This window comes from Streptomyces sp. NPDC030809 (assembly GCF_055572195.1).
In genome coordinates this window covers 41733-64035 of sequence record NZ_JBVIDV010000023.1, presented here as the reverse complement: position 1 = coordinate 64035, position 22303 = coordinate 41733, and the positions used below count along the sequence as shown (strand labels likewise).

At 74.7% G+C, this 22303-nt stretch carries 21 protein-coding genes; 10 read left to right on the top strand and 11 right to left on the bottom strand.

The annotated features are described in order from the left end of the window. Positions 1–123 precede the first annotated feature (123 nt). Positions 124–762, top strand: a complete 639-nt coding sequence (locus ACZ407_RS27240) for a hypothetical protein (RefSeq protein ID WP_468132693.1) — start codon at positions 124–126, stop codon at positions 760–762. Between the two features lie 58 nt (positions 763–820). On the opposite strand, the gene ACZ407_RS27235 is transcribed toward ACZ407_RS27240, so the two are convergent. Next, positions 821–1012, bottom strand: a complete 192-nt coding sequence (locus tag ACZ407_RS27235; protein ID WP_468132691.1) for a hypothetical protein — start codon at positions 1010–1012, stop codon at positions 821–823. Between the two features lie 196 nt (positions 1013–1208). Here ACZ407_RS27235 and ACZ407_RS27230 point away from each other — a divergent pair, with 196 nt between their 5' ends. Then, positions 1209–1400 (top strand): hypothetical protein, encoded by a 192-nt coding sequence (locus ACZ407_RS27230; RefSeq protein WP_468132689.1) that lies wholly within the window; start codon positions 1209–1211, stop codon positions 1398–1400. A gap of 62 nt (positions 1401–1462) precedes the next feature. Here the strand turns inward: ACZ407_RS27230 and ACZ407_RS27225 are convergent, their stop codons facing one another. Continuing rightward, a complete protein-coding gene (locus ACZ407_RS27225) occupies positions 1463–3019 on the bottom strand; it encodes an alpha/beta hydrolase (protein ID WP_468132855.1) in 1557 nt (518 codons plus the stop codon). 232 nt (positions 3020–3251) lie between these two features. On the opposite strand from ACZ407_RS27225, the gene ACZ407_RS27220 reads away from it, so the two are divergent. Beyond that, complete coding sequence (locus ACZ407_RS27220) at positions 3252–5864, top strand: excinuclease ABC subunit UvrA (RefSeq protein ID WP_468132687.1); 2613 nt, start codon at positions 3252–3254, stop codon at positions 5862–5864. Positions 5865–5942: 78 nt separating this feature from the next. On the opposite strand, the gene ACZ407_RS27215 is transcribed toward ACZ407_RS27220, so the two are convergent. Beyond that, entirely contained in the window at positions 5943–7106 is a 1164-nt protein-coding gene (locus ACZ407_RS27215) for an FAD-dependent monooxygenase (protein WP_468132685.1), read from the bottom strand. Positions 7107–7183: 77 nt separating this feature from the next. On the opposite strand from ACZ407_RS27215, the gene ACZ407_RS27210 reads away from it, so the two are divergent. Further along, entirely contained in the window at positions 7184–7855 is a 672-nt protein-coding gene (locus ACZ407_RS27210) for a TetR/AcrR family transcriptional regulator (RefSeq protein WP_468132683.1), read from the top strand. 127 nt (positions 7856–7982) lie between these two features. Here the strand turns inward: ACZ407_RS27210 and ACZ407_RS27205 are convergent, their stop codons facing one another. The 4 genes from ACZ407_RS27205 to ACZ407_RS27190 all read right to left on the bottom strand — a co-directional run bounded on the left by ACZ407_RS27205 (position 7983) and on the right by ACZ407_RS27190 (position 12134). Then, a complete protein-coding gene (locus tag ACZ407_RS27205; protein WP_468132681.1) occupies positions 7983–8594 on the bottom strand; it encodes a hypothetical protein in 612 nt (203 codons plus the stop codon). Positions 8595–8710: 116 nt separating this feature from the next. Then, on the bottom strand, positions 8711–9457 hold the full coding sequence (locus ACZ407_RS27200; protein WP_468132679.1) for a succinate dehydrogenase/fumarate reductase iron-sulfur subunit: 747 nt from the start codon (positions 9455–9457) through the stop codon (positions 8711–8713). Further along, entirely contained in the window at positions 9454–11412 is a 1959-nt protein-coding gene (locus ACZ407_RS27195; RefSeq protein ID WP_468132677.1) for a fumarate reductase/succinate dehydrogenase flavoprotein subunit, read from the bottom strand. Before ACZ407_RS27195 ends, ACZ407_RS27200 begins: the two co-directional genes overlap by 4 nt. A 2-nt stretch (positions 11413–11414) precedes the next feature. Beyond that, positions 11415–12134 carry a succinate dehydrogenase cytochrome b subunit gene (locus tag ACZ407_RS27190; protein WP_468132675.1) on the bottom strand — a complete coding sequence of 240 codons (720 nt, stop codon included), beginning with the start codon at positions 12132–12134 and terminating at the stop codon, positions 11415–11417. Positions 12135–12206: 72 nt separating this feature from the next. On the opposite strand from ACZ407_RS27190, the gene ACZ407_RS27185 reads away from it, so the two are divergent. Together ACZ407_RS27185 and ACZ407_RS27180 are read left to right on the top strand one after the other, a co-directional pair. After that, positions 12207–13094, top strand: coding sequence for a LysR family transcriptional regulator (locus ACZ407_RS27185; RefSeq protein WP_468132673.1), 888 nt, complete (start codon positions 12207–12209; stop codon positions 13092–13094). A gap of 191 nt (positions 13095–13285) precedes the next feature. Further along, complete coding sequence (locus ACZ407_RS27180) at positions 13286–13798, top strand: mycothiol transferase (protein WP_468132671.1); 513 nt, start codon at positions 13286–13288, stop codon at positions 13796–13798. A gap of 123 nt (positions 13799–13921) precedes the next feature. Here ACZ407_RS27180 and ACZ407_RS27175 read toward each other — a convergent pair whose 3' ends face one another. Continuing rightward, positions 13922–16084, bottom strand: coding sequence for a putative bifunctional diguanylate cyclase/phosphodiesterase (locus ACZ407_RS27175; RefSeq protein ID WP_468132669.1), 2163 nt, complete (start codon positions 16082–16084; stop codon positions 13922–13924). Then, positions 16081–16938, bottom strand: coding sequence for an SAM-dependent methyltransferase (locus tag ACZ407_RS27170; protein ID WP_468132853.1), 858 nt, complete (start codon positions 16936–16938; stop codon positions 16081–16083). Before ACZ407_RS27170 ends, ACZ407_RS27175 begins: the two co-directional genes overlap by 4 nt. Before the next feature lie 850 nt (positions 16939–17788). Between ACZ407_RS27170 and ACZ407_RS27165 the strand changes: the two genes are divergently transcribed. The 3 genes from ACZ407_RS27165 to ACZ407_RS27155 all read left to right on the top strand — a co-directional run bounded on the left by ACZ407_RS27165 (position 17789) and on the right by ACZ407_RS27155 (position 19518). Beyond that, positions 17789–17983 (top strand): hypothetical protein, encoded by a 195-nt coding sequence (locus tag ACZ407_RS27165; RefSeq protein ID WP_468132667.1) that lies wholly within the window; start codon positions 17789–17791, stop codon positions 17981–17983. Between the two features lie 64 nt (positions 17984–18047). Then, entirely contained in the window at positions 18048–18809 is a 762-nt protein-coding gene (locus ACZ407_RS27160; protein ID WP_468132665.1) for a bestrophin-like domain, read from the top strand. A 184-nt stretch (positions 18810–18993) separates the two neighbouring features. Next, a complete protein-coding gene (locus tag ACZ407_RS27155) occupies positions 18994–19518 on the top strand; it encodes a hypothetical protein (RefSeq protein WP_468132663.1) in 525 nt (174 codons plus the stop codon). 200 nt (positions 19519–19718) lie between these two features. Here ACZ407_RS27155 and ACZ407_RS27150 read toward each other — a convergent pair whose 3' ends face one another. Then, positions 19719–20267 carry a hypothetical protein gene (locus tag ACZ407_RS27150; protein ID WP_468132661.1) on the bottom strand — a complete coding sequence of 183 codons (549 nt, stop codon included), beginning with the start codon at positions 20265–20267 and terminating at the stop codon, positions 19719–19721. Between the two features lie 345 nt (positions 20268–20612). Here ACZ407_RS27150 and ACZ407_RS27145 point away from each other — a divergent pair, with 345 nt between their 5' ends. Next, positions 20613–21278, top strand: a complete 666-nt coding sequence (locus ACZ407_RS27145; RefSeq protein ID WP_468132659.1) for a class F sortase — start codon at positions 20613–20615, stop codon at positions 21276–21278. A 52-nt stretch (positions 21279–21330) separates the two neighbouring features. Here ACZ407_RS27145 and ACZ407_RS27140 read toward each other — a convergent pair whose 3' ends face one another. Beyond that, complete coding sequence (locus tag ACZ407_RS27140) at positions 21331–22245, bottom strand: polysaccharide deacetylase family protein (protein ID WP_468132657.1); 915 nt, start codon at positions 22243–22245, stop codon at positions 21331–21333. Positions 22246–22303 lie beyond the last annotated feature (58 nt).

The window sequence follows — 22303 nt, the reverse complement described above, 5'->3', positions numbered from 1 at the left end:
AGCCTCCTGCCGTCCTGGGTGCGTAACAGTCCCGGACGGAACCCGCGGGCCGCCGGGGGCGTCCGAGGGGCAGTGCCCGGGTCCGGTGGCGGATCCGGGGTGGGGAGCGGAAGGGGTTGGGGTATGGGCAGCACGGCCGGTTCGGTCCGGATGCTCGTGGTGGCCGCGCTCTGCGCGGCGGCGGCCGTGGGCTGCGGGGCACCGCCCGAGGGGGCGGCGCCGCCCGGGGAGGCGCGTGCGCAGCCGCTCGGGGACCGGCCCTGCCCCGATGCGGACGCGTGGATCGGCGCTCCGGCCCCGACGACCGTCGACGGGACGCCCGCGGGCACACCGGAGGCGGAGAGGCTCAGCGAGGCGGTGGCCGAGGTGGGCGGGAGGGAGTTCGCCGACGTGTTCGGGACGCTGATCGGCGACCATCCGGCAGGCCGGGTCTCGGTGTGCGTCACGGACCCGGGCCGCGGGCGGGCGCTGCTCGCGGCGGCGAAGAAGGCGGACCCGGAGGCGGACGTGACCCGGGCCGACCTGTACACCAGCCGCTACACCCACGAGGCCCTGGCTCGGGCGGTGGAGCGGCTGGACGTCGAGGACAAGAAGTACCGCTTCCCCCTGCACAGCGTGGCCATCGCGCCGGACGCCTCGGGGCTGGAGGTGGGCAGCACTCCCGCCGGGGCGAAGTCCCGGGACTTCCGCGCCGACCTGTCGGCGGCCGCGGGCGGGGTCCGTGTCGTGGTGCGCGACGAGCCGCCGGCGGTCGCCCTGTAGGTGCGGGGCCGGTGCCGCCGCGGCCTGGGCTGCGGCGGCCCGGTCCCGCTCCGGGCCGTCAGGGGAGGTACGCCTCGATGGCGGCGGCGCCCTTCTCCTCGATCAGGCGCTTGGCGCGCTCCAGCCGCTCGGGGGTGACGTCCGCACCCGAGGCCATCACGAGGTCCTCGGGGTCGAAGGGCCGCTCGCCTCCGCTGTAGAGGCGCTGCGGCCCCGTCGGCTGGTTCTTGTCCTCCGGCGCATCCTTCATCGCGATCAACCTCGCTCGGTGTGGTGCAGAAGTACTTCCCCCGAGCGTAGACACACGGGCGCCGGCGCGCACCCCCCGGCAGCGGGGCCCGGCCGCCCTCTCGCCGTCACCCGCCGTTCACCTGCATGTCCCTTGATACGTCTTTTGAGGTCCTACGGTCGATTCCTGCCGATTCGACGCACTGGGAGGCGTGATCATGGGCATCCACTGGGCCGTCGCGGCCGCGCTCTTCTTCCTCAGCTTCTCCGCCACCGTCACGGCGATCACGGTCTTCCGGGTGGCCGTCCACCTGCGCCGCCGGTCCGCCCGGCGCAACGGCCCCGGCCCCCTCGGACCGCCGGCACCCGTGGGTGCGGCGCCCGAGGGGGCCGGGCGGCCGGGGAGCTAGGCCCCGGCCGGGGGTCCTGCTGCGGGAGGGGTGTCAGCCCGGCCCGCGGCGGGGGCTGCGCTTCAGAAGCGGCCGGCCGGGGCCGGGAAGCGGGACGGGTTCGACTGCGGGAGCTCCTGGCGCAGGGCGGTCGGGGCGGCCTTGCAGGTGAGGTCCCGGGCCGGCAGCTTGCCGGTGGTGAGGTAGGAGTTCACCGCGGAGTCCGCGCAGCGGTTCTTGGCGAAGAGGTACACGCCGTGGCCCTCGCCCTCGTCGACCGTGACCATGCGCGAGCCCTTCAGGGCGCGGTGCAGGCCCTGACCGCTGACGAGGGGGGTCTGCGAGTCCCACTCGTTCTGGACGGCGAGCACGCCGACCTTGTTGGCGATCGGGGTGGCGGGCTCGATGCTCTTCTTCCAGAAGGCGCACGGCATGATGTTCGAGCCGAAGTCCCCGTACAGCGGGTAGCGGGCCTTGTCGCGGACGGAGTCGCGGGCGTACTGCTCCGGATCGCGGGGCCAGTTGCGGGTGTCCGTGCAGATCACGGCGAGGAACGCGGCCTCGCCGTTGTCGGCCGGGACGCCCGCGAACGAGGTGCTCCGGGCCGCCGGGGCCTCGGGCAGGGCCGGCAGGGTGGCCTTGCGGCCCTCGGCGGCGTCCTTGAGGGCCACGACGAACTCCGAGGCCTCCTTCACGCTGAAGAACACGGCGCGGGCGGAGCGGATGTCGTCACCGCTGATCTTCTCGTCGCCGATGACGATCGGGGTGCGGTTGGCGCGCTTGACCAGGTCCCAGAAGGTCTTGCGGACCGCGGCCGGGGTGCCGCCGAGGTGGTACTGGCCGTCCCGCGCGGCGCTCCAGCGGGTCCAGCGGTCGAAGGCGGGCTCGGCGCCCTCGGCCCAGACCTGGATCATGCCGCGCCAGACGCGCTGCGGGTCCACGCTGCTGTCCAGCACGAAGCGGTCGGCCCGGTTCGGGAACATCTGCGTGTAGACGGCGCCGAGGTAGGTGCCGTACGAGTAGCCCAGGTACGAGATCTTGCGCTCGCCGAGGACCCCGCGGATGACGTCCATGTCGCGGGCGGTGTTGCGGGTGTTGATGTGCGGCAGCAGGTCGCCCGACTTGGCCTCGCACTTGGCGGCCACCCGGCGCGCCCAGGCCACGTCCTGCTTGAAGGTCTCCTTCTTGTACACCCGCGGGAGGTTGCCGTCCTCGCGGGTCAGCCCGCAGGTGACCGGCGTGCTGCGGCCCACGCCCCGCGGGTCGAACCCGATCAGGTCGTAGCTCTCGCGCACGTTCTTGGGCAGCATTTCGAGGCCCATGAGCGGCATGTCGAGGCCGGAGCCGCCGGGGCCGCCCGGGTTGAAGAGCAGGACGCCGTGGCGCTTGGCCGGGCTGGTGCTCTTGATCCGGGAGATCGCGACGTCGATCTTGCGGCCGGCGGGCTTGCGGTAGTCCAGCGGGACCTTGATGGTCGCGCACTGGAGCGCCGCGGGAGCCTGCGGGTCGCAGCGCTTCCAGGTGGGCGTCTGGCGGAGATACCCGTCGGCCGCGGGGGTGGGGGCGGCCTGGGCGGGCGCGAGGCCGGGCACGAGGGTGGCGGTGAGGCCCACAGCCAGCAGCGACGCGATTCTGCGCATGCGCACGAGAGCCGGTTCCTTTCGGTGGTGGAGCGAGACATGCCCACCCTGGTACGCCGTCCGCCCGAGCGAATCAGCCCACGGGACAGGCTCTTCTACGACTCCAGGATGATCAGACAAGCCGTCAAGTATGAGATGAATACCGGCCATTGCCCGCCTGCGGACGGAAAGCCTCCGGTCATCCCGGTTTCCGCCCCGCCGGGACCCCGGGCCGGGACGTAGGATCGGCCGGATGCACGCCCCGGACCCAGCCCCCGCACCGCCCCCGACCGCACCGCCCACCGCCGCCGGCCTGCCCTCCGGCCCGGGCACCGGCACCTCCGGCGGACCCGCCGGCACCGGCGCCCCGGCCGGCCCCGGCACCCCGGCGGGCGGCCACTCCCCGCGGGCCGCCGACCCGTACGTACGGGTGCGGGGCGCGCGGGAGCACAACCTGCGGGACGTGGACGTGGACATCCCCCGGGACGCCCTCACCGTCTTCACCGGCGTGTCCGGTTCCGGCAAGTCCTCCCTCGCCTTCGGCACCCTCTACGCGGAGGCCCAGCGGCGCTACTTCGAGTCGGTGGCGCCGTACGCACGGCGGCTGATCCACCAGGTCGGGGCGCCGGCCGTCGGCGAGATCACCGGACTGCCGCCCGCCGTCTCCCTGGAGCAGCGGCGCAGCGCCCCCGGGTCCCGGTCCTCGGTCGGCACGGTCACCCTGCTGTCCAATTCCCTGCGCATGCTCTTCTCCCGGGCCGGGAGCTACCCGCCGGGGGCCGCCCGGCTGGATTCGGACGCCTTCTCGCCGAACACCGTGGCCGGGGCCTGCCCGGGCTGCCACGGGCTCGGCCGGATCCACCGGACCACCGAGGAACTCCTCGTCCCCGACCCCTCGCTGAGCATCCGCGAGGGAGCGGTGGCGGCCTGGCCGGGGGCTTGGCAGGGCAAGAACCTGCGCGACATCCTGGCCGCCCTCGGCCACGACGTGGACCGGCCCTGGCGGGAGCTGCCCGCGGCGGACCGGGAGTGGATCCTGTTCACCCCGGAGCAGCCGGTGGTCACGGTGCACCCCGTCCGCGAGGCCGACCGCATCCAACGCCCCTACCAGGGCACGTACCAGAGCGCCGAGCGGTACGTGATGAAGACGTTCTCCGACACCAGGAGCGCCACCCTGCGGGCCCGGGCGGAGCGGTTCCTCACCAGCGCCGAGTGCCCGGACTGCGGCGGCAGCCGGCTGCGCCCGGAGGCCCTGGCCGTCACCTTCGCCGGGCACACCATCGCCGAGCTGGCGGCCCTGCCGCTGACCCGACTCGCGGCCCTGCTCGCCGCCTCGGCGGCCGGCGGCTCGGCGGAGGCGGACGGTCCGGCCGGCTCGGCGCGGGTGCTGACCGAGGACCTGCTGTCCAGGATCGGGCCGGTCACGGAGCTGGGCCTGGGCTATCTGAGCCTGGACCGGACCGCGCCCGGGCTGTCGGCCGGCGAGCTCCAGCGGCTGCGGCTCGCGACGCAGCTGCGGTCCGGGCTGTTCGGGGTGGTGTACGTCCTGGACGAGCCCTCGGCCGGGCTGCACCCGGCGGACACGGAGGCCCTGCTCGGGGTGCTGGACCGGCTGAAGGAGGCCGGGAACACGGTGTTCGTCGTCGAGCACCACCTCGACGTGGTCCGGCACGCGGACTGGCTGGTGGACGTGGGCCCGAAGGCCGGGGAGCACGGCGGCCGGGTGCTGCACAGCGGCCCGCCGGACGGGCTGGCCCACGTGGCGGAGTCGGCGACGCGGCGGTTCCTCTTCGGCCGGGAGGCGGCGCCCGCCCGTCCGCCGCGCAGCCCCTCCGGCGCGCTCCGGCTGGCCGGGGTGGACCGGAACAACCTGCGCGACCTGTCGGTGGAGTTCCCGCTCGGGGTCTTCACCGCGGTCACGGGCGTCTCCGGTTCCGGGAAGTCCACGCTGGTGGGGCGGGTGCTCGCGGAGGAGGCGGCGGCCCGGATCGCTGCCGGGGAGGGGCCGGTGGGCCGACTGGTGGAGGTGGACCAGAAGCCGATCGGCCGGACCCCGCGCTCCAACCTGGCCACGTACACGGGCCTGTTCGACGTGGTGCGCAGGATCTTCGCCGGGACGGCGCAGGCGCGGGCGCGCGGCTACCGGGCCGGCCGGTTCTCCTTCAACGTGCCGGGCGGACGCTGCGAGACCTGCCAGGGCGAGGGGTTCGTGTCGGTGGAGCTGCTGTTCCTGCCGAGCACGTACGCGCCCTGCCCGGAGTGCGGGGGCGCGCGGTACAACGCGGAGACCCTGGAGGTGCGGCACGAGGGCCGCACCGTCGCCGAGGTGCTGGAGCTCACGGTGGAGGCCGCGGCCGAGTTCTTCGCCGGGGTCCCGGCGGCGGCCCGCTGCCTGCGGGCGCTGGAGGACGTCGGTCTCGGCTACCTGCGGCTGGGCCAGCCCGCCACCGAGCTGTCGGGGGGCGAGGCGCAGCGCATCAAGCTGGCCACGGAGCTGCGCGGGGTCTCCCCCGGCGGCCGGGCCGGCGGCCGCGAGCACACGCTCTACCTGCTGGACGAGCCGACCACGGGCCTGCACCCGGCCGACGTGGAGGTGCTGATGCGGCAGCTGCACGGGCTGGTGGACGCGGGGCACACGGTGGTGGTGGTCGAGCACGACATGTCCGTGGTGGCGGGCGCGGACTGGGTGATCGACCTGGGCCCGGGCGGCGGGGACGCGGGCGGCCGCGTGGTCGCCTGCGGTTCCCCGGCCGAGGTGGCGGCCGCTCCGGGCAGCCGCACCGCCCCGTACCTGGCCCGCGCCCTGAGCCCGGCCGGGACCGGGGCCGGGCCCGGGGCCGGGACGGCGGGCGCGGGCGCGTCGTAGGCAGCCGGCAGGGCGTCGGCCACGCCCCGGGGGCCGGGGGCCCGGCCGCAGCCGGAAACGGCGGCCCACCCGCGCCCGTCAGGCCGGGCGGACAGGCAGGCGGAAGCCGGTGAAGAGGTCGTCCGTGGCGCGGTGGGCCAGGCGGTCCGGGGTGGCCCGGAGGGCGAGGTTGCGGGCGGCGACCGCGAGGGGGTGGCGCAGGGCGGCGACGCGGCCGGCCCGCCGGGCGCGGATGCGGATCGCGTCGGTCCGGGCGAGCCGGGCCGCGGTGTAGGCGGCGAGGGCCGCCGGGACTTCGGCGCCCTCCCCCAGCAGGTGGGCGAGGACCGCGGCGTCCTCGATGGCCTGGCAGCCGCCCTGCCCGAGGTTGGGCGTCATGGCGTGGGCGGCGTCGCCGAGCCAGGCGATGCGCCCCTCGTGCAGCCGGGGCAGCGGCGCGGCGAGGTCGTACAGGTCGTGCTGGAGGAGGGTGTCGGGGTCGATGCGGCGCAGCAGCTCCGGTACGGGGGCGTGCCATCCGCCGTGCCGGCTCAGCAGGAGCCCGCGCGGATCGGCCGGGCGGTGGCCTTCGGGCGCGACCGCGGTGGCGTACACGTAGACCCGGCCGTCGGCGAGCGGTACGACCCCGAAGCGGCAGCCCGGGCCCCAGGTCTCGGCCGCGGCGAGGTCCGGCAGTCCGCCGGCGGGCAGGACGGCGCGCCAGGCGGTCTCGCCGCTGTAGTGCAGTCCGGGGTGGGCGGGGAAGAACTGCGTGCGCAGGGGGCTGCGGATGCCGTCGGCGGCGAGGAGTACGTCGGCTTCCAGCTCTCCCGCGGCCGTGCGGACCCGTACGGCCGCGCCGTCCTGGGCGGCGCCGGTGACGGCGGTCCCGTACCGCACGGCGCCGTCGGGGAGGGCTGCGGTGAGCGCGGCGCCCAGGTCCGCCCGGTGGACGGCCACGGCGGGGCGGCCGTAACGGGCGGTCAGCGCCGCGGTGTCGGCGCGCTTGAGCCAGCCGCCGTCGGGGCGGCGCAGCCCGACGGCCGCGGGTGCGGCGTCCCCGAGGGTGCGGGTCACGTCCAGTCCGGCCGCGTCGAGGGCCCGCAGGGCGTTGGGGGCGAGGGCGATGCCGGCGCCGACCGCGGTGGGCCCGTCGGCCCGTTCGCAGACGGTGACCCGCCAGCCCCTGCGGTGCAGGGCCACCGCCGCCGTCAGCCCGCCGATCCCCGCTCCCGCCACCACCGCTGTCCGGCGCCGTCCCATGGCACACCCCTCCCAGCCCAGAGGCTCTACAGCTGTAGAGCCGACATGCCCGCACTCTACAGCTGTAGAGTGCGGGCATGTCCAGCCCTTCCAGCTCCTCCCGCCGCTCCGCCGCTTCCTCCGCGGCCCCCGACCCGGCCCCCGACCGCCGGACCCTGATCGCCGACACCGCCATCGCCCTGGTGGCCGCCGCCGGACTGCGCGGACTGACCCACCGCGCCGTGGACGGCGCGGCGGGCCTGCCCGCGGGCAGCACCTCGTACTACTTCCGGACCCGCACGGCCCTCATCGGGGCCTGCTACCGGCGGCTCGCGGAGCTGGACCTGGCCGATGCGGCGGCCGAGGGCGGACCCCTCGCCGGAACCCCCGGCGGCGGGAACGGCGCCCCGGTGGACCGCGAGGCGGCGGCGGCCGCGCTCGGCGGCATGCTCCACCGCTGGCTGACCTCGGGCCGGGACCGCCAGCTCGCCCGCTACGAACTGAGCCTGGAGGCGGCGCGCGCACCCGAGCTCGAGGCCGAGCTGCACCGGGGCGGCCGGGCCGCGCGCGACCTGGCGGCCGGGCTGCTCGCCGCGCTCGGCGCCGCCGATCCGCAGGAGTCCGCGGGGCTGCTCGTGGCCTGGACCGACGGGATCCTCTACGACCGGCTGGCCGGGGCGCAGGCCCGCTCCCGCCCGGCCCCCGATCCCGCCGAACTCACCGCCGTGGCCCGCCGGATGCTGGACGCGGCCCTGGCCCCCGGCCCGTGACGGCGGCCGGACCGGCCGCACCGGACCTGAGCCGGCCTGAGCTGACCCGAGGTGACCGGACCCGAGGTGACCGGACCCGAGGTGACCGGACCCGAGGTGACCGGACCTGACGAGAAGCCGTCCGGCCCTACGCGTCGCCCGGCAGCAGGTGCTGCGGCAGTTCGCGGAACTCCCAGCGGCCCGACCGGCGGGTGAAGCACCACACCAGGTCGTAGCGGTCGGGCCAGCCCGCCGGCACTCCGAGGACCCCTTCCGCCCCGAGCGCCCGTACCAGCCTCGGGATGCCCGAGTGCTCCCAGCTGACGAGCACCGGCATGGGGGCTGCCAGGACCTCCCGGGCCAGGGCCCGCTCCTGCCCGAGGGCGTGGCCGGTCCTGATGCGTACGCCCGTCTCGCGGGCCAGCACGGCGAGGGTCTGGCGGGACCGGGCGGGGCCGCCCGTGGCGAACAAGGCAGCCGGGCCGGGCAGCCGGGCCCCGCGGGCCGTCCCGAACAGGAGCGGCAGGGCGGCGGCGCGCCGGTGTCCGCGGGCGGCGAGGGAGCCGGGGTCCGGGTCGCCGTCCTCGTCCTCCCCGGTGTCCCCGGCGTACGGCCGCTCCCCGTGCCGGATCACCATGACCAGGGCGTCCCGGCCGGCGGGCGGGCCGGGGGCGGGCTCCGCCGGGGACCGGGCCGTGCAGCCGGCCACCAGCGGGGCGAGGGCGGCCAGCACGCTTCTGCGCCGTACTGCTTCTGCCATGGGCCCACTGTCCGCCATGGCCCGGAGCGCGCCGGGGTGCGGCGCGTCGGGCCCGGCGGACGGTCAGCCGATCGGCGCACCCGCCGCCCGGCGCGGGGCCGGTGCGCACCCGGCCGTCAGCGGCGGGCCTTGCGGTTCGCCCGCAGCCATTCCTTGTTCATGGCGGAGATGGACGGCAGCGGGATGCCCTTGGGGCAGGCGGTGGCGCACTCCCCGGTGAGGGTGCAGCCGCCGAACCCCTCGGCGTCCATCTGCGCGACCATGTCCAGCACCCGGGTCTCCCGCTCGGGAGAGCCCTGCGGCAGCGCCCCGAGGTGGTTGACCTTGGCTGAGGTGAACAGCATGGCCGAGCCGTTGGGGCAGGCCGCCACGCACGCCCCGCAGCCGATGCACTCGGCGTGCTCGAAGGCGAGGTCGGCGTCCGCCTTGGGGACGGCGGTGGCGTGGGCCTCGGGCGCGGAGCCGGTGGGCACGGTGATGTAGCCGCCCGCCTGGATGATCCGGTCGAAGGCGCTGCGGTCCACGACCAGGTCCTTGACCACCGGGAAGGCCGCGGCCCGCCACGGCTCCACGTCGATGGTGTCGCCGTCCCGGAAGGAGCGCATGTGGAGCTGGCAGGCAGTGGTCCGCTCGGGTCCGTGGGCCTCGCCGTTGATGACCAGGCTGCACGCCCCGCAGATGCCCTCGCGGCAGTCGTGGTCGAAGGCGACCGGCTCCTCCCCGCGCAGAACGAGGTCCTCGTTGAGGGTGTCGAGCATCTCCAGGAACGACATGTCGCGGGAGATGCCGTCCACCTCGTACGCGACCATCGCGCCGGGGGTGTCGGGGTGCTGCTGGCGCCAGACGCGCAGGTTGAGCTTCATGCGTAGCTCCGCTGGGTGGGGTGGACGTACTCGAAGACCAGGTCTTCCCGGTGCAGGACGGGGGCGGCGCCGGGGGCGGTGAACTCCCAGGCCGCCGCGTAGGAGTAGGACTCGTCGCGGCGGGCGGCCTCGCCGTCCGGGGTCTGGGACTCCTCGCGGAAGTGGCCCCCGCAGGACTCCTCCCGGTGCAGGGCGTCGAGGCACATCAGCTCGGCGAGTTCGAGGTAGTCGACGACCCGGTTGGCCTTCTCCAGGGACTGGTTGAGCTGTGCGCCGGTGCCGGGCACCTTCACCCGCCGCCAGAACTCCTCGCGGATGGCGGGGATGCGGGCGAGCGCCTTGCGCAGCCCGGCTTCGCTGCGGGCCATTCCGCAGTACTCCCACATGAGTTCGCCGATCTCCCGGTGGAAGGAGTCCGGGGTGCGGTCCCCGTCCGCCGCGAGCAGCCGGCCGAGCCGCTCGCGGGTCTCGCGGACCGCGGCGGCCGCCTCCGGGTGCTCCTCGCCGACCGGTTCCTGCCGATCGGTGCGGGCCAGGTGGTCGTTGAGGGTGGCCGGCAGGACGAAGTAGCCGTCGGCCAGGCCCTGCATGAGGGCGGAGGCGCCGAGCCGGTTGGCCCCGTGGTCGGAGAAGTTGGCCTCGCCGATCGCGAACAGGCCCGGCACGGTGGTCTGGAGGTCGTAGTCCACCCACAGGCCGCCCATCGTGTAGTGCACGGCGGGATAGATCCGCATCGGGACCTCGTACGGGTCCTCGGCGGTGATCCGCTGGTACATCTCGAAGAGGTTGCCGTACTTCTCGGCCACCGCCTCCCGGCCCATCCGGCGGACGGCGTCCGCGAAGTCGAGGTAGACCCCCTGGCCGCCGGGGCCCACCCCGCGGCCCTCGTCGCAGACCGTCTTGGCGGCGCGGGAGGCGATGTCGCGGGGGACGAGGTTGCCGAAGGAGGGGTAGATGCGTTCCAGGTAGTAGTCGCGCTCCGGCTCGGGGATCTCGTGGGCGGGGCGGGTGTCGCCCTGGGCCTTCGGCACCCAGATCCGGCCGTCGTTGCGCAGCGACTCGCTCATCAGGGTCAGCTTGGACTGGTGGTCGCCGGTGCGCGGGATGCAGGTGGGGTGGATCTGGGTGAAGCACGGGTTGGCGAAGTAGGCGCCCCGCCGGTGGGCCCGCCAGACGGCCGTGGCGTTGGAGTTCATGGCGTTGGTGGACAGGTAGAAGACGTTGCCGTAGCCGCCGGTGGCGAGGACGACGGCGTCCGCGAAGTGGGTGGAGATCTCCCCGGTGACCAGGTTCCTGGCCACGATGCCGCGGGCCCGGCCCTCGACGGTGATCAGGTCGAGCATCTCGGTGCGGGCGTGCATCTCCACGTTCCCGGCGGCGATCTGCCGGGACAGCGCCTGGTAGGCGCCGAGCAGCAGCTGCTGTCCGGTCTGGCCGCGGGCGTAGAAGGTGCGCGAGACCTGGACGCCGCCGAAGGAGCGGGTGTCGAGGAGTCCGCCGTACTCGCGGGCGAAGGGCACGCCCTGGGCCACGCACTGGTCGATGATCTCCACCGAGATCTGGGCGAGGCGGTGGACGTTGGACTCGCGGGCGCGGAAGTCCCCGCCCTTGACGGTGTCGTAGAAGAGCCGGTGCACCGAGTCGCCGTCGTTGCGGTAGTTCTTGGCGGCGTTGATGCCGCCCTGGGCGGCGATGGAGTGGGCCCGGCGCGGGGAGTCGGAGTAGCAGAACTGGACCACGCGGTAGCCCTGTTCGGCGAGGGTGGCGCCGGCCGAGCCGCCGGCCAGTCCGGTGCCGACGACGATGACCGTACGGCGGCGCCGGTTGGCGGGGTTGACGAGCTTGGCTTCGAAGCGGCGCCGGTCCCAGCGTTCGGCGATCGGGCCCGCGGGGGCCTTGGTGTCGGCTATCGGTTCGCCGGTGCGGTAGTGGGCGTAGTCGGGGTGGGTGCTCATGGTCAGTTCACCAGTCCGGTCATGACGGCGAGGGGCACGGAGACGAAGCCCGCCGTGATCACGGCGGCGAGCAGGTCGGCCAGGGTCTTGAGGGTGCGGTCGCGGCGGGCGCTGCCCGCGCCGAGGGTCTGGGCGGCGCTCCAGAAGCCGTGCCGGATGTGGAGGCCCAGGGCGAGCATCGCGGTCAGGTAGACCGCGTTGCCGTACCAGGTGGAGAAGGTGGCGACCACGTTCTCGTACGGATGGCCCTCCTGGGCGTTCTCGTTGACCGTGAGGGTGGTCAGGTCCAGCAGGTGCCAGACGATGAAGAGGCCGAGGATGATCCCGCCCCAGCGCATGGTGCGGGTGGCGTAGCTCGCCCGGCGGCGCCGGTGGGCGTAGCCGATGGGCCGGGCCCGGATGTCGAGGCGGCTGAGCTGGTACGCGCTGACCGCGTGGGCGAGGACGGCGGCGAGCAGCACGATGCGGGCGGCCCACAGGCCCCAGTGGCTGTGCAGGAAGGGCTCGCCCATGTGGCGCAGCCAGCGTCCGTACGCGTTGAACTCGTCCGGACCGAAGAAGATCTTCAGGTTGCCGAGCATGTGGACCAGCAGGTAGCCGAGCATGATCAGCCCGGAGACCGCCATGACGGCCTTCTTGCCGAGGGTGGACCCCCAGAAGCGGCCTGCGGGGGTGCGCGGGGTGGTGGACGGCCGGGGGCCCGTCCGCGGTGCCAGAGCCATGGCAAAGACGCTAGGGACCGAGGACCCGAAAGGTCCAAGACATGATGCAGCTGAAGTCCATAGGCTTGATCTATGCAATTCCAGCAGCTGGTGTATTTCGTGGCCGTGGCCGAGACCCGGCACTTCACCCGGGCCGCCGAGCGGGTGCACGTGGCGCAGCCCTCGCTGTCCCAGCAGATCAAGGCGCTGGAACGGGAGCTGGGCGCGGAGCTGTTCAGCCGGGCGCGGGGGAACATCGCGCTGACGGACGCGGGGGAGGCCCTGCTGCCGCTGGCCCGGCGGATCCTCGCCGATGCGGACACCGCGCGGCTGGAGGTGCAGGAGCTGGCGCAGCTGCGGCGCGGCCGGGTGCGGCTGGGGGCGACCCCGAGCGTGTGCACGGGTCTGCTGCCCGAGGTGCTGCTCGCCTTCCATTCCGCGCATCCGGGGATCCGGCTGCTGATCGAGGAGAGCGGCTCGCTGGACCTCGTAAGGGAGCTCGCCCGCGGGGCCCTGGACCTGGCGCTGATCGCCCTCCCGCTGCCGCCCTCGGCACCCGCCCTGACCACGGTGGAGCTGCTCACGGAGGACCTGGTGGTGGTGTCCTCGCCGGAGCGCCCGGCGCCGGGCGGCGGGGCCGCGCTGTCGGTGGCGGAGCTGCGCGACCAGCCGCTGGTGATGTTCCGGCACGGCTACGACCTGCGGGAGCTGACGGTGGCGGCCTGCCGGGCGGAGGGCTTCGAGCCCTCCTTCGTGGTGGAGGGCGGGGAGATGGACGCGGTCCTGGGCTTCGTACGGGCCGGACTGGGGCTCGCGGTGGTGCCGGCCATGGTGGCCGGACGAGCCGGGGCCGGGCTGCGGGTCACCCCGCTGGCCGGCTCCCCGCTGCGCCGCACGATCGCCCTGGCGCACCGCACGGACGTGGCCCCGACCCGCGCGGCGCGCGAGCTGATGGGGGTCCTGATCGGACGGTACGCGTGACCCCTGCCGGGGCGCGGGCCGCATCGGGCGGCCGGGCGGAGCCCGGTCTCGCCCCCGGCGGGGAGCTTGCTGCCGCAGTCCCGGCCGCCCTTCCCCCGGCCGTCCCTCCCCCGGGGCGGCACGGCGAAGCGTGACCCGTACGGGCGAGCCCGCGGGGCGGCGGGCGGGGCGGGCCGGGCAGGCTGGTGGGCATGAAGGCCACCGAGGTCCTGACCGACGGGTTCCAGCGCATCCGCGAGGCGGTGCACGAGGCCGTGGCCGGTCTGTCGCCGGACCAGCTGAACACGCGGCCCGAGGGGCACGCGAACTCCGTCTCCTGGCTGGTCTGGCACCTGACGCGCATTCAGGACGACCACGTGTCCGGGCTCACCGGGTGGGAGCAGGCGTGGACCGCGGAGGGTTTCGCCGACCGGTTCGGCCTGCCGCTGCCGGCGGACTCCACCGGGTACGGCCACACCGCCCGCCAGGCCGCGTCCGTGCGGGTGGACTCGGGCGACCTGCTGCTCGCGTACTTCGACGTGGTCCACGCCCGGACCGTCTCCTGGCTGCCCACGGTGCCGGCCGCGGACCTCGACCGGGTCGTGGACACCCGCTGGGACCCGCCGGTCACGATGGGCGTGCGGCTCGTGAGCGTGATCGCAGACGACCTCCAGCACGCCGGGCAGGCCGCCTTCGTCGGCGGCCTGCTGCGGCACGGGAGCTGAGTCCGTCCGTACGGCGCGCGGGCCCGTCCGGACGCGGCACCCCGCGGCCGGGACACGGCGCGCGGCCCGGACGCGGACCGGACGGCGGTCCGGATACGGCCGCGGCGCGGACCGGCGGCGGGGTCAGGAGGGCACGGCGTCGGCCAGGGTCAGCGCGTGGATCCGGTCCGGCGCCCCGGGGCGGGCGTAGTACCAGCCCTGGGCGGTGTCGCAGCCGAGCGCCCGCAGCTGGGCGGCCTGGGCGCCGGTCTCCACCCCTTCCACGGTGACCGCGAGTTCGAGGCTGTGGGCCAGGGCCACGATGCCCTCGACGATCTTCACGTCCACCGGGTCGGCGGGCAGCCGCTGCATGCTCTGGGTGAAGGACCGGTCCAGCTTCAGCACGCTGACGGGCAGCCGGCGCAGGTTGGCGAGGTTGGAGTAGCCGGTGCCGAAGTCGTCGAGGGCGATGTCCACCCCGAGGGCGGCCAGCCGCCGCAGCGGCTCCAGCAGCTGGTCGTCCGCCCCGATCAGCGCGGATTCGGTGACCTCCAGGCACAGCGCGCCGGGGGCGAGCCCGGACTCCTCCAGGACGGCGACCGTGTCGGCGACCAGCCCGGGGTGGTGGAGCTGGGTCGGCGAGAGGTTGACGTTGATGCGCAGCGGGCCGCCGTGCTCCCGCTGCCAGGTGCGGGCCTGGCGGACCGCCTCCTCCAGGACCCAGCGGCCCAGCGGCACGATCAGGCCGGTGCGCTCGGCGAGCGGGATGAACCGGTCGGGCCCGAGCACCCCGTGCTGCGGGTGCGACCAGCGGACCAGGGCCTCGGCCCCGTGCACGCTGCCGTCGTGGAGGTGGACGAGCGGCTGGTACTCGATGAAGAACTCGCCGCGCTCCAGGGCGGCCGGGAGGGCGTTCGTCAGGCCGTGCCGGGTGATGGCCCGGGCGTCGGCCTCGGCGTCGGCCACCTCGAAGCGGTTGCCGCCCGCGCCCTTGGCCCGGTACATGGTGATGTCGGCGCTGCGCAGCACCTCGGCCGGGCCGCGCTCCCCCGCGGGGCCCTCCACGATGCCGATGCTGCCGCGGACCACCAGTTCGCGGCCCTCCAGGCGGACCGGGGCGGAGAGGGTGCTGAGGATCCGCATGGCGAGGTCGGTGACCTCCTGCGGGCCGGCGGCCGAGGTGGTGAGGGCCACGAACTCGTCGCCGCCGAGCCGGGCGACCATCTCGCCCGGTCCGGTGGCACAGCTCTGCAGCCGGTCGGCTACCTCCACGAGCAGGCGGTCCCCGGCGGCGTGGCCGAGGCTGTCGTTGACGGCCTTGAACCCGTCGAGGTCGAGGTAGCACAGCCCGAAGCGGCCGTTCTTGCCGGCGAGCGCCTTCTCCAGCCGCTCGAAGAACAGGGTCCGGTTGGGCAGGCCGGTGAGGGCGTCGTGGGTGGCCTCGTAGCGCAGCCGCAGGTTGAGCAGCCGGCGCTCGGTGGTGTCCTCCATCAGCGCGAGCTGGTACTGCGGTTTGCCGTCCGCGTCGCGCAGGAGGGAGACGGTCAGGTTGGTCCACAGGACGGTGCCGTCGTGCCGGTAGTACGGCTTCTCCACGCGGTAGTGGTCGCGTTCGCCGCGGACCAGCTCCCCGTACATGCGCCACACGTGCGGGGCGTCCTCGGGGTGGCCCCAGTCGCAGACGTTGCGGCCGCGGACGTCGGCCTCCATGCCGCCGAACATCCGGGTCAGCGCCTCGTTGACCTCCAGGACGTTGCCGTCGAGGTCGGCGATGCCGATGCCGACGGCCGCGTCCTCGAAGACGGCGCGGAAGCGGGCCTCGCTGGCGTGCAGGGCCTGCTGGGCGTCGCTGCGGGCGCTCAGTGCGGAGCGGGCGATGGCCTCCTGCTCGCTGAGGGTGCGCTCGCGCAGGGCGCGGGCGTAGCCGGCGGCCAGGGCGTGCTGCAGGCGGGCGCAGCGGGCCCGGTACTCCTCGCCGTCCTCGCGGCCGGCGGGGCCGCAGTAGAGCACGAGGTAGGACTCGATGACCCCGAGGGTGCCGGAGAGGGCGTCGGGGTCGGTGCAGTGCACGGCCACGAGCTCGGCGCCGACCCGCTGGGCGGGCGCCGGGTCGAAGGGCTGCGCGTGCAGGGCGCGGGAGAGCTCGCGGGCCAGGGGGACGAGGTGGACCTCGAACTCCTGGCGGGTGAGGGAGGTGGCGGTGACGGGGAAAATGGCCCGGCTCCAGATGCGTGCGAAGCGCGCGATCCGGTCCTCCGGGCTGTCGGGGAGCGCGGTGGCCTCCCCCGCCTGTACGGGGAGTCTCACGCCTTGCGTCCCACGCCGGCGAACCCCGCGAGGGTGTACGGGTCCTCGTCCTCGCCGGGGCCGTCCGGGAGGGCCGCGGCGGGTTCCCCGTCCGGTTCCTCGTCGGGCTCGGGGCGCCAGCGGGGCATGGGTACGACACCGGGGTCGAGGATCTCGAAGCCGTCGAAGAAGCCCGCCACCTCCTCGCGGCCTCGCATGACGAGCGGGTTGCGGGAGTCCCGGTAGACGCCCACGGCGCCGCCGGCGACGTCCCGGTCGGTGGGGAGGCCCTCGTACGAGGCGTGGGTGAGGATGATCAGGCTGCCGGGGGCGAGTGCGTCGCGCAGTTCGGCGACCGCCTCGTAGGGCCGGTCGTGGTCTTCGAGGAAGTGCAGGACGGCGACGAGCAGCAGGGCCACCGGGCGGTCGAAGTCCAGGAGGGAGAGCGTCTGCGGGCTGTGCAGGATCTCGGCCGGCTTGCGCAGGTCGGCGGCGACGATGTCGCTGCGGTCGTCTCCGGCCAGGACGGCCCGGCTGTGGGCGACGGCGACCGGGTCGTGGTCCACGTAGACCACGCGGGCCTCGGGGCTGGCCGCCTGGGCGACCTCGTGGACGTTGCCGAAGGTGGGGATGCCGGAGCCGATGTCGAGGAACTGGGTGATGCCCTCGGCCACGGCGTGGCGCACGGCCCGGCGCATGAACGCGCGGTTGGCCTGCATGATCTTGGGGAGGCCCGGCAGGAATTCCATGGCCCGGCGGGCCGTCTGCCTGTCGACCTCGAAATTGTGCGAACCGCCCAGGTAGTAATCGTAGATACGGGACACGCTGGGCACCGATATGTCGATGCCTGGCGGTGCCCAGTCCGGGCGCTCCATCACAGTCTCCAAGGCGTAGTCCTACGCTGTCCGAGCAGAATCTACTGATCATTGCCCAACCGGGCGAGCCAAAGCGGAAATTGGCGATCCGTTCTTCGTCACACACCAAAGGCACGTGCCCGGACCCGACCGGGGGTCGGCCGCTGCCGACACATCCCTTTTGGGTTTTAACGCCACCCGTTCGGATCCGGGGCATCTTTGGCTCAAACCTGTGAGGTCGGAAGTCCGCCCGATCGGACGAATCCGCGGGGCTCGCCGCGTGCCCCCGGGGCCGCTCGCCCATGCTCCCCGCGTGAACAGACCCAGAGCCCGACGACTGGCGGCCGCCTCGGCCCTGCTGTGGGCCGCCCTGGCCGTCTCCCCCGCCGTGGCCGATAGCTGCGCCTGGGCCTGCGCGGACGGCGCGGGCGGCCAGGTGGCGGAGTACACCTTCGCAAGCGCCGGCGAGTTATCCGGTGGTGGCGACCGTCACAGTGGGCCCGGCTCCGGCGAGGGGCACGGGAAGGGCCGCGGCAAGGGCCGCTGCCACGGACACGGACACGGACACGGCTGCCACCCCGGCTGCCCGGGGCACGGACACGGCAAGGGGCACTGCGGGTGCCACTGCCCGTGCCCGAAGCCCACCCCGACCCCCACCCCGAAGCCGACCCCCAAGCCCACGCCGACAGCCGAGCCGACCCCGACCCCGAAGCCCACCCCCAGCCCGACCCCCAAGCCGTCCCCCAAGCCCACGCCCAAGCCGACGCCCAAGCCGACGCCCACGAAGGCGCCGCCGGTCCCGCCGCGCCCGCGCCCCGTCCCGCCGTCCTCGCGCCCGCCCCTGCCGGTGCCGCCGCCCGTGGTGCACGCCGTGCCCGCGCCCAGGCCGCCGCGCGCCTCGCCCGGCGCGCGCCCCGCCCCGGCGCCCTCGCGGACCCCGGTCCCCCGGCCCGCCTACCGGGCCGCGCACCGCAAACCCCCGCAGCACCACATCTCGCCGGTGACCTTCACCCTGCTGGCCACCGCGCCCGCGGTGCTCGCCATCGTCGCGCTGCGCCCGCGCTGACGGCCGGCATGCCGTACCGCCCGTCCTTGTGTCTTTCCCTCCTTCCTTCTGACCGGAGACCGCTTTGTCGGAATGGCTCGTCCTGTCCCTCGCGATGGCCGCGGCGTGCGCCGTCGTGCTGTCCATCGCCTTCCTCAACCACCGGCGGATCGGCGACGACGACGATCCCTCGGAAACCCCCGACGTCATCGAGTACATGACGATGATGATCGGCGTGATCTACGCGATCGTGCTCGGCCTGGCCATCGCCGGGGTCTGGGAGGGCCGCAGCGCCGCCCAGGAGTCCGTGCGCCAGGAGGCCCAGGCCCTGCACGAGGTGAGCACCCGGGCCCGGGTGTACCCGCCCGCCGTGCGCGACCGCATCCGCGCCGACGTGGCGGACTACGCCTCGTACGTGGTCCACACCGAGTGGAAGGTGATGGCCGAGCGGGGGGAGCTGACCGACGAGGGCACCCGGCTGCTGGACCGGATCCGGCGGGACGTGACCGACTACGAGCCGAAGACGGACCACGAGGGGCAGGCCTACCAGCCGCTGGTGGACCAGGTGGCCGCCGTGGACGACGCCCGCAGCGCCCGGGCCTCGGGGGCGGGGGCCACCATGCCGGGGGTGGTCTGGTTCGGGCTGATCGCCGGGGCGGCGGTGACCATCGGGCTCATCTTCACGCTGCAGATCCGGCGCAGTTTCCGCGAAATGCTGCTCGCCGGCCTGTTCAGTGCGCTGATCGCCTTCCTGCTGTTCCTGATCTGGGACTTCGACGCCCCCTTCGGGCGGGGCATCTCGGCCACCGCCGACCCGTTCTTCGAGCGCTTCCCGCAGCTGCGGTGACCGCGGCCGCCGGGGCACTGCGGACGGCGCGCTTCGCCCGGAGGGAGCAGCACCCTCCCCCGTTCGCCTGACCCTGATCGCGCGTCACCTTGCGCGCACCTAGCGTGGCGGTCATCGAGGTGCACGCACCCCCACATGTGGAACGGGTTTCCGCAGCTGCTCCTCGGGGACCGGAGGTTTCACCATGCGTGCGATACGCAGTACTTCCAGCCATCTGTTCACGGTGGGCGCGGCAGCCGCCGTGCTCGCGCTCACCGCCCCCGCCGCCGGTGCGGCGGGCGTCCAGCCCATCACCTCGTTCGGGTTCGCGATCACGCCCTCCACGGTCCAGCCCGGCGGGCAGGTGGTGCTGACCGTGACGGGGTGCGACGCGGCGAACGCGTCCGCCTCCTCCGGGGTCTTCGACACGGTCAGCATCCCGCAGGGGCGGCCGGTCCGGGTCACCGTGGACCGCGACGCCCGGCCCGGAGCCCGCTACTCGGTCTCCTTCACCTGCAACGCGGAGACCGGCTCGGCCGATCTGACCATCGCCGCCGCCCGGACCCCCACCACCAGCTCGACCTCGGTCTCCCGCGGGGTCCGCGGAGGGCTCGGCGGCAGTGTGTCCGGGGCCTCCGCCGGGCAGATCGCCGCGGGCACGGCGCTGTTCCTGATGGCCGCCGCGGGCACCACGTACGCGGTGCGCCGCCGCCAGGCCGGCCGCCACTGAGGCGTGCCGCCACCGGGCCCGCAGCGCCCGCCACCCGGACGCATCCCCGCCACCCGGGCCGCCCGGTGCCCGTGCCGTCCGCCCGGCACCCGCAGCCCCGGCCCCGTACCGCCGGGAGCCCGAACCGCCCGGAGCCCCGAATCCCGTCCGGGACTCGGGGCTCCGGGCGGTTGCGCGTCCGACCCGGGAGGTTCGGCCGGTCAGAGGCGGCCGCGGGCCGAGCGGCGGCGGCGCATCACGTGGACGCCGGCGCCGAGCGCCGCCGCCCCCACGAGGCCGGCGCCCATCGCGGTCTCTGCGGTGGACGGCCCGAAGGAGCCGCCCAGGCCGCCCTGGGCGCCGCGGCCGGGCAGGACGCGGAACTCGTGGGTGCCCAGCACGTCGCTGCCGTGGCAGCGGACGCTCAGGGTGTGGCTGCCGGGGCGGGCGTCGTCGAAGATGCGGACCGTCGCGAAGCCGATCCGGCCCGGGGACAGCTCGGTCTCCGTGAAGTTGCCGCGGGAGAAGACCGTGCCGCCGTTGCGGCAGCCGGTCGCGCTCACGTCCATCCGGGCGCCCTGGTGGACGCTGAGGGGGTTGACCGTGATGTCGCGGGGGCCGCGGCCGTCCCCGCCGCCGTTGCCGCCGATGCCGCCGCCGTTGCCGCCGCGGCCGCCCCCGGGTTCACCGCCCGCCGTGGCGGCGGGTGTCGCCAGTCCGATGGCGGCGACCGCGGCGGCGGTCGCCAGGAGTACGCGTGCAACACGCATGATGGAACCTCCAGAGGTAAGGCGCCCCGGGGCTGTTGCCACGGGCTGATCGACGAGAACGCCTCCCATGACGAACCCTCACGGAGTCTCCGATTCCGCGCATTTTGGGCTTGGGCCGCCCGACTGAGGCGACACGCCGTGCGCATCTGACGGATCCGCAGGTCACACACCGTCAGGAGTTTTATATGACGTTTACTCGGATGGGCGCATCCGTCCTGGTTCCTCCCTCTTCTGCGCCACTCGTTCGCCGCCTCCCCGGTCGCCGCCCGGACCGCACCGACCTACCGTGCGGGACAAGGGGGAAGAGAACGCGGGCGGGGAACCCCGCGTCGGGAAGGGAGAGCCATGACCGAGGACGAGACCGGGCACGAACGCAGGAGACGCTCCCCGTGGGGGGTGCTGGCCCTGGTCATGCTCACCGGCCTCGCCATGATCCGGAACGGCGCGGACGTGGAGGCGGGCCCGCCGCAGCCCGCCGCGGCCGCCGCGGTGAAGGTCGGGCCGGATTCGCTCGCCACGGCCGCGCCCACGCCCCCGGCCGGGCTGGAGGCCCTGGACCACTCCACGGTCGAGCGGATCCGCATCCCCTCGATCAACGTGGACGCGCCCGCCATGGCGGTCGGCCTGGACGCGGAGGGCTGGATCGACGCCCCTCCCCCGCAGGACCCCAACCTGGCCGGCTGGTACCTCAACGGGATCTCCCCCGGGCAGCGCGGCTCCGCCGTCATCGTGGGCCACGTGGACAACGAGAAGGGCCCGGCGGTCTTCTACGGGCTGGGCTCGGTGCGCAAGGGCGACAGCATCGAGGTGGCCCGCTACGACGGCCGCACCGCGGTCTTCGAGGTCTACGGGGTCGAGGTCTTCTCGAAGAACGACTTCCCCGGCGCCCGGGTGTACGGGGACACCGGGCACGCCGAACTGCGCGTCATCACGTGCGGCGGCGCCTACTCGAAGGCCCGGGGCTACGACGGGAACGTGGTCGTCTTCGCGCGGATGGTGCAGGTCCGCTGACGCCCGGGCAGCCGCCCGCGGGGTGCGGGCCCCCCGCCGGGGCCCGCAGTCCTCACACGCGCGGCGGCAGCTCCGGCAGCGTCATCGTGTAGCCGCGGTCGAGCAGCCGGGGCAGGTAGGAGCGCAGTGCGGCCACGCTCTGCGAGCGGTTGCCCCCGGCGTCGTGGGAGAGCACGACCACGCCCGGGGCGGCCCCGCGCAGCACCCGCGACACGATGGTGGTGGTGCCCGGCTCCTGCCAGTCGAGCGTGTCCACGGTCCAGGCCAGCGGCTCCATGCCCAGGCCCGCCCCGATCTCGAACGCGGCCCGGTTCCAGGCCCCGTACGGCGCGCGGAACCAGACGGGCGCCGTGCCGGTGACCCGTTCCACGAGCTCGCTGGTACGGCCGATCTCGCGGTGCAGCGCGGGCCGGCTGAGCTTGGGGATCAGCGGGTGGGTCCACGTGTGGTTGCCGATCACGTGCCCCTCGTCGGCCATCCGCCGCAGCAGGTCCCGGTTGTCGGTGGCCATCTCCCCGCAGACGAAGAACACCGCGCGGACGTCGTGGCGGGCGAGGGTGTCCAGGATGTGCGGGGTGTAGCGGGGGTCCGGACCGTCGTCGAAGGTCAGCGCCATGCCGCTGCCGACGGGCGGCATGTCGAGCAGCGGCCGGGTGCGCACCGGCGGCTTGGCCGGGCGGCGGCGCTGCATCTCGTCGGTCATGGGGCTGAGCCGGTACGGGGTGCGGGCCTGCGGCTGCGCGGCGCGCGGGGCGCCGGCCCTGGGGGGTCCCGCCGCCGGGGCCGGGGCAGGCCGGGGTGCCGCTCCGCGCGCCTGCGGACCGCCCGCCCCGGGGGACGCGTCCGTGTGCCGGCCGGGGGTACCGGCCTCTCCCCCGGTGAACAGTCCGGAGGCGACGGCAGCTCCGAGGAAGACGGCGGTGCGCAGCAGCACCCGGCGCCTCGGAGTCGGCTCTTCAGATTTCATTACCAATAGCTCGCACGGCAGACAGCCTGGAGCGCTTATCAACACTGGTCAAGTGGCT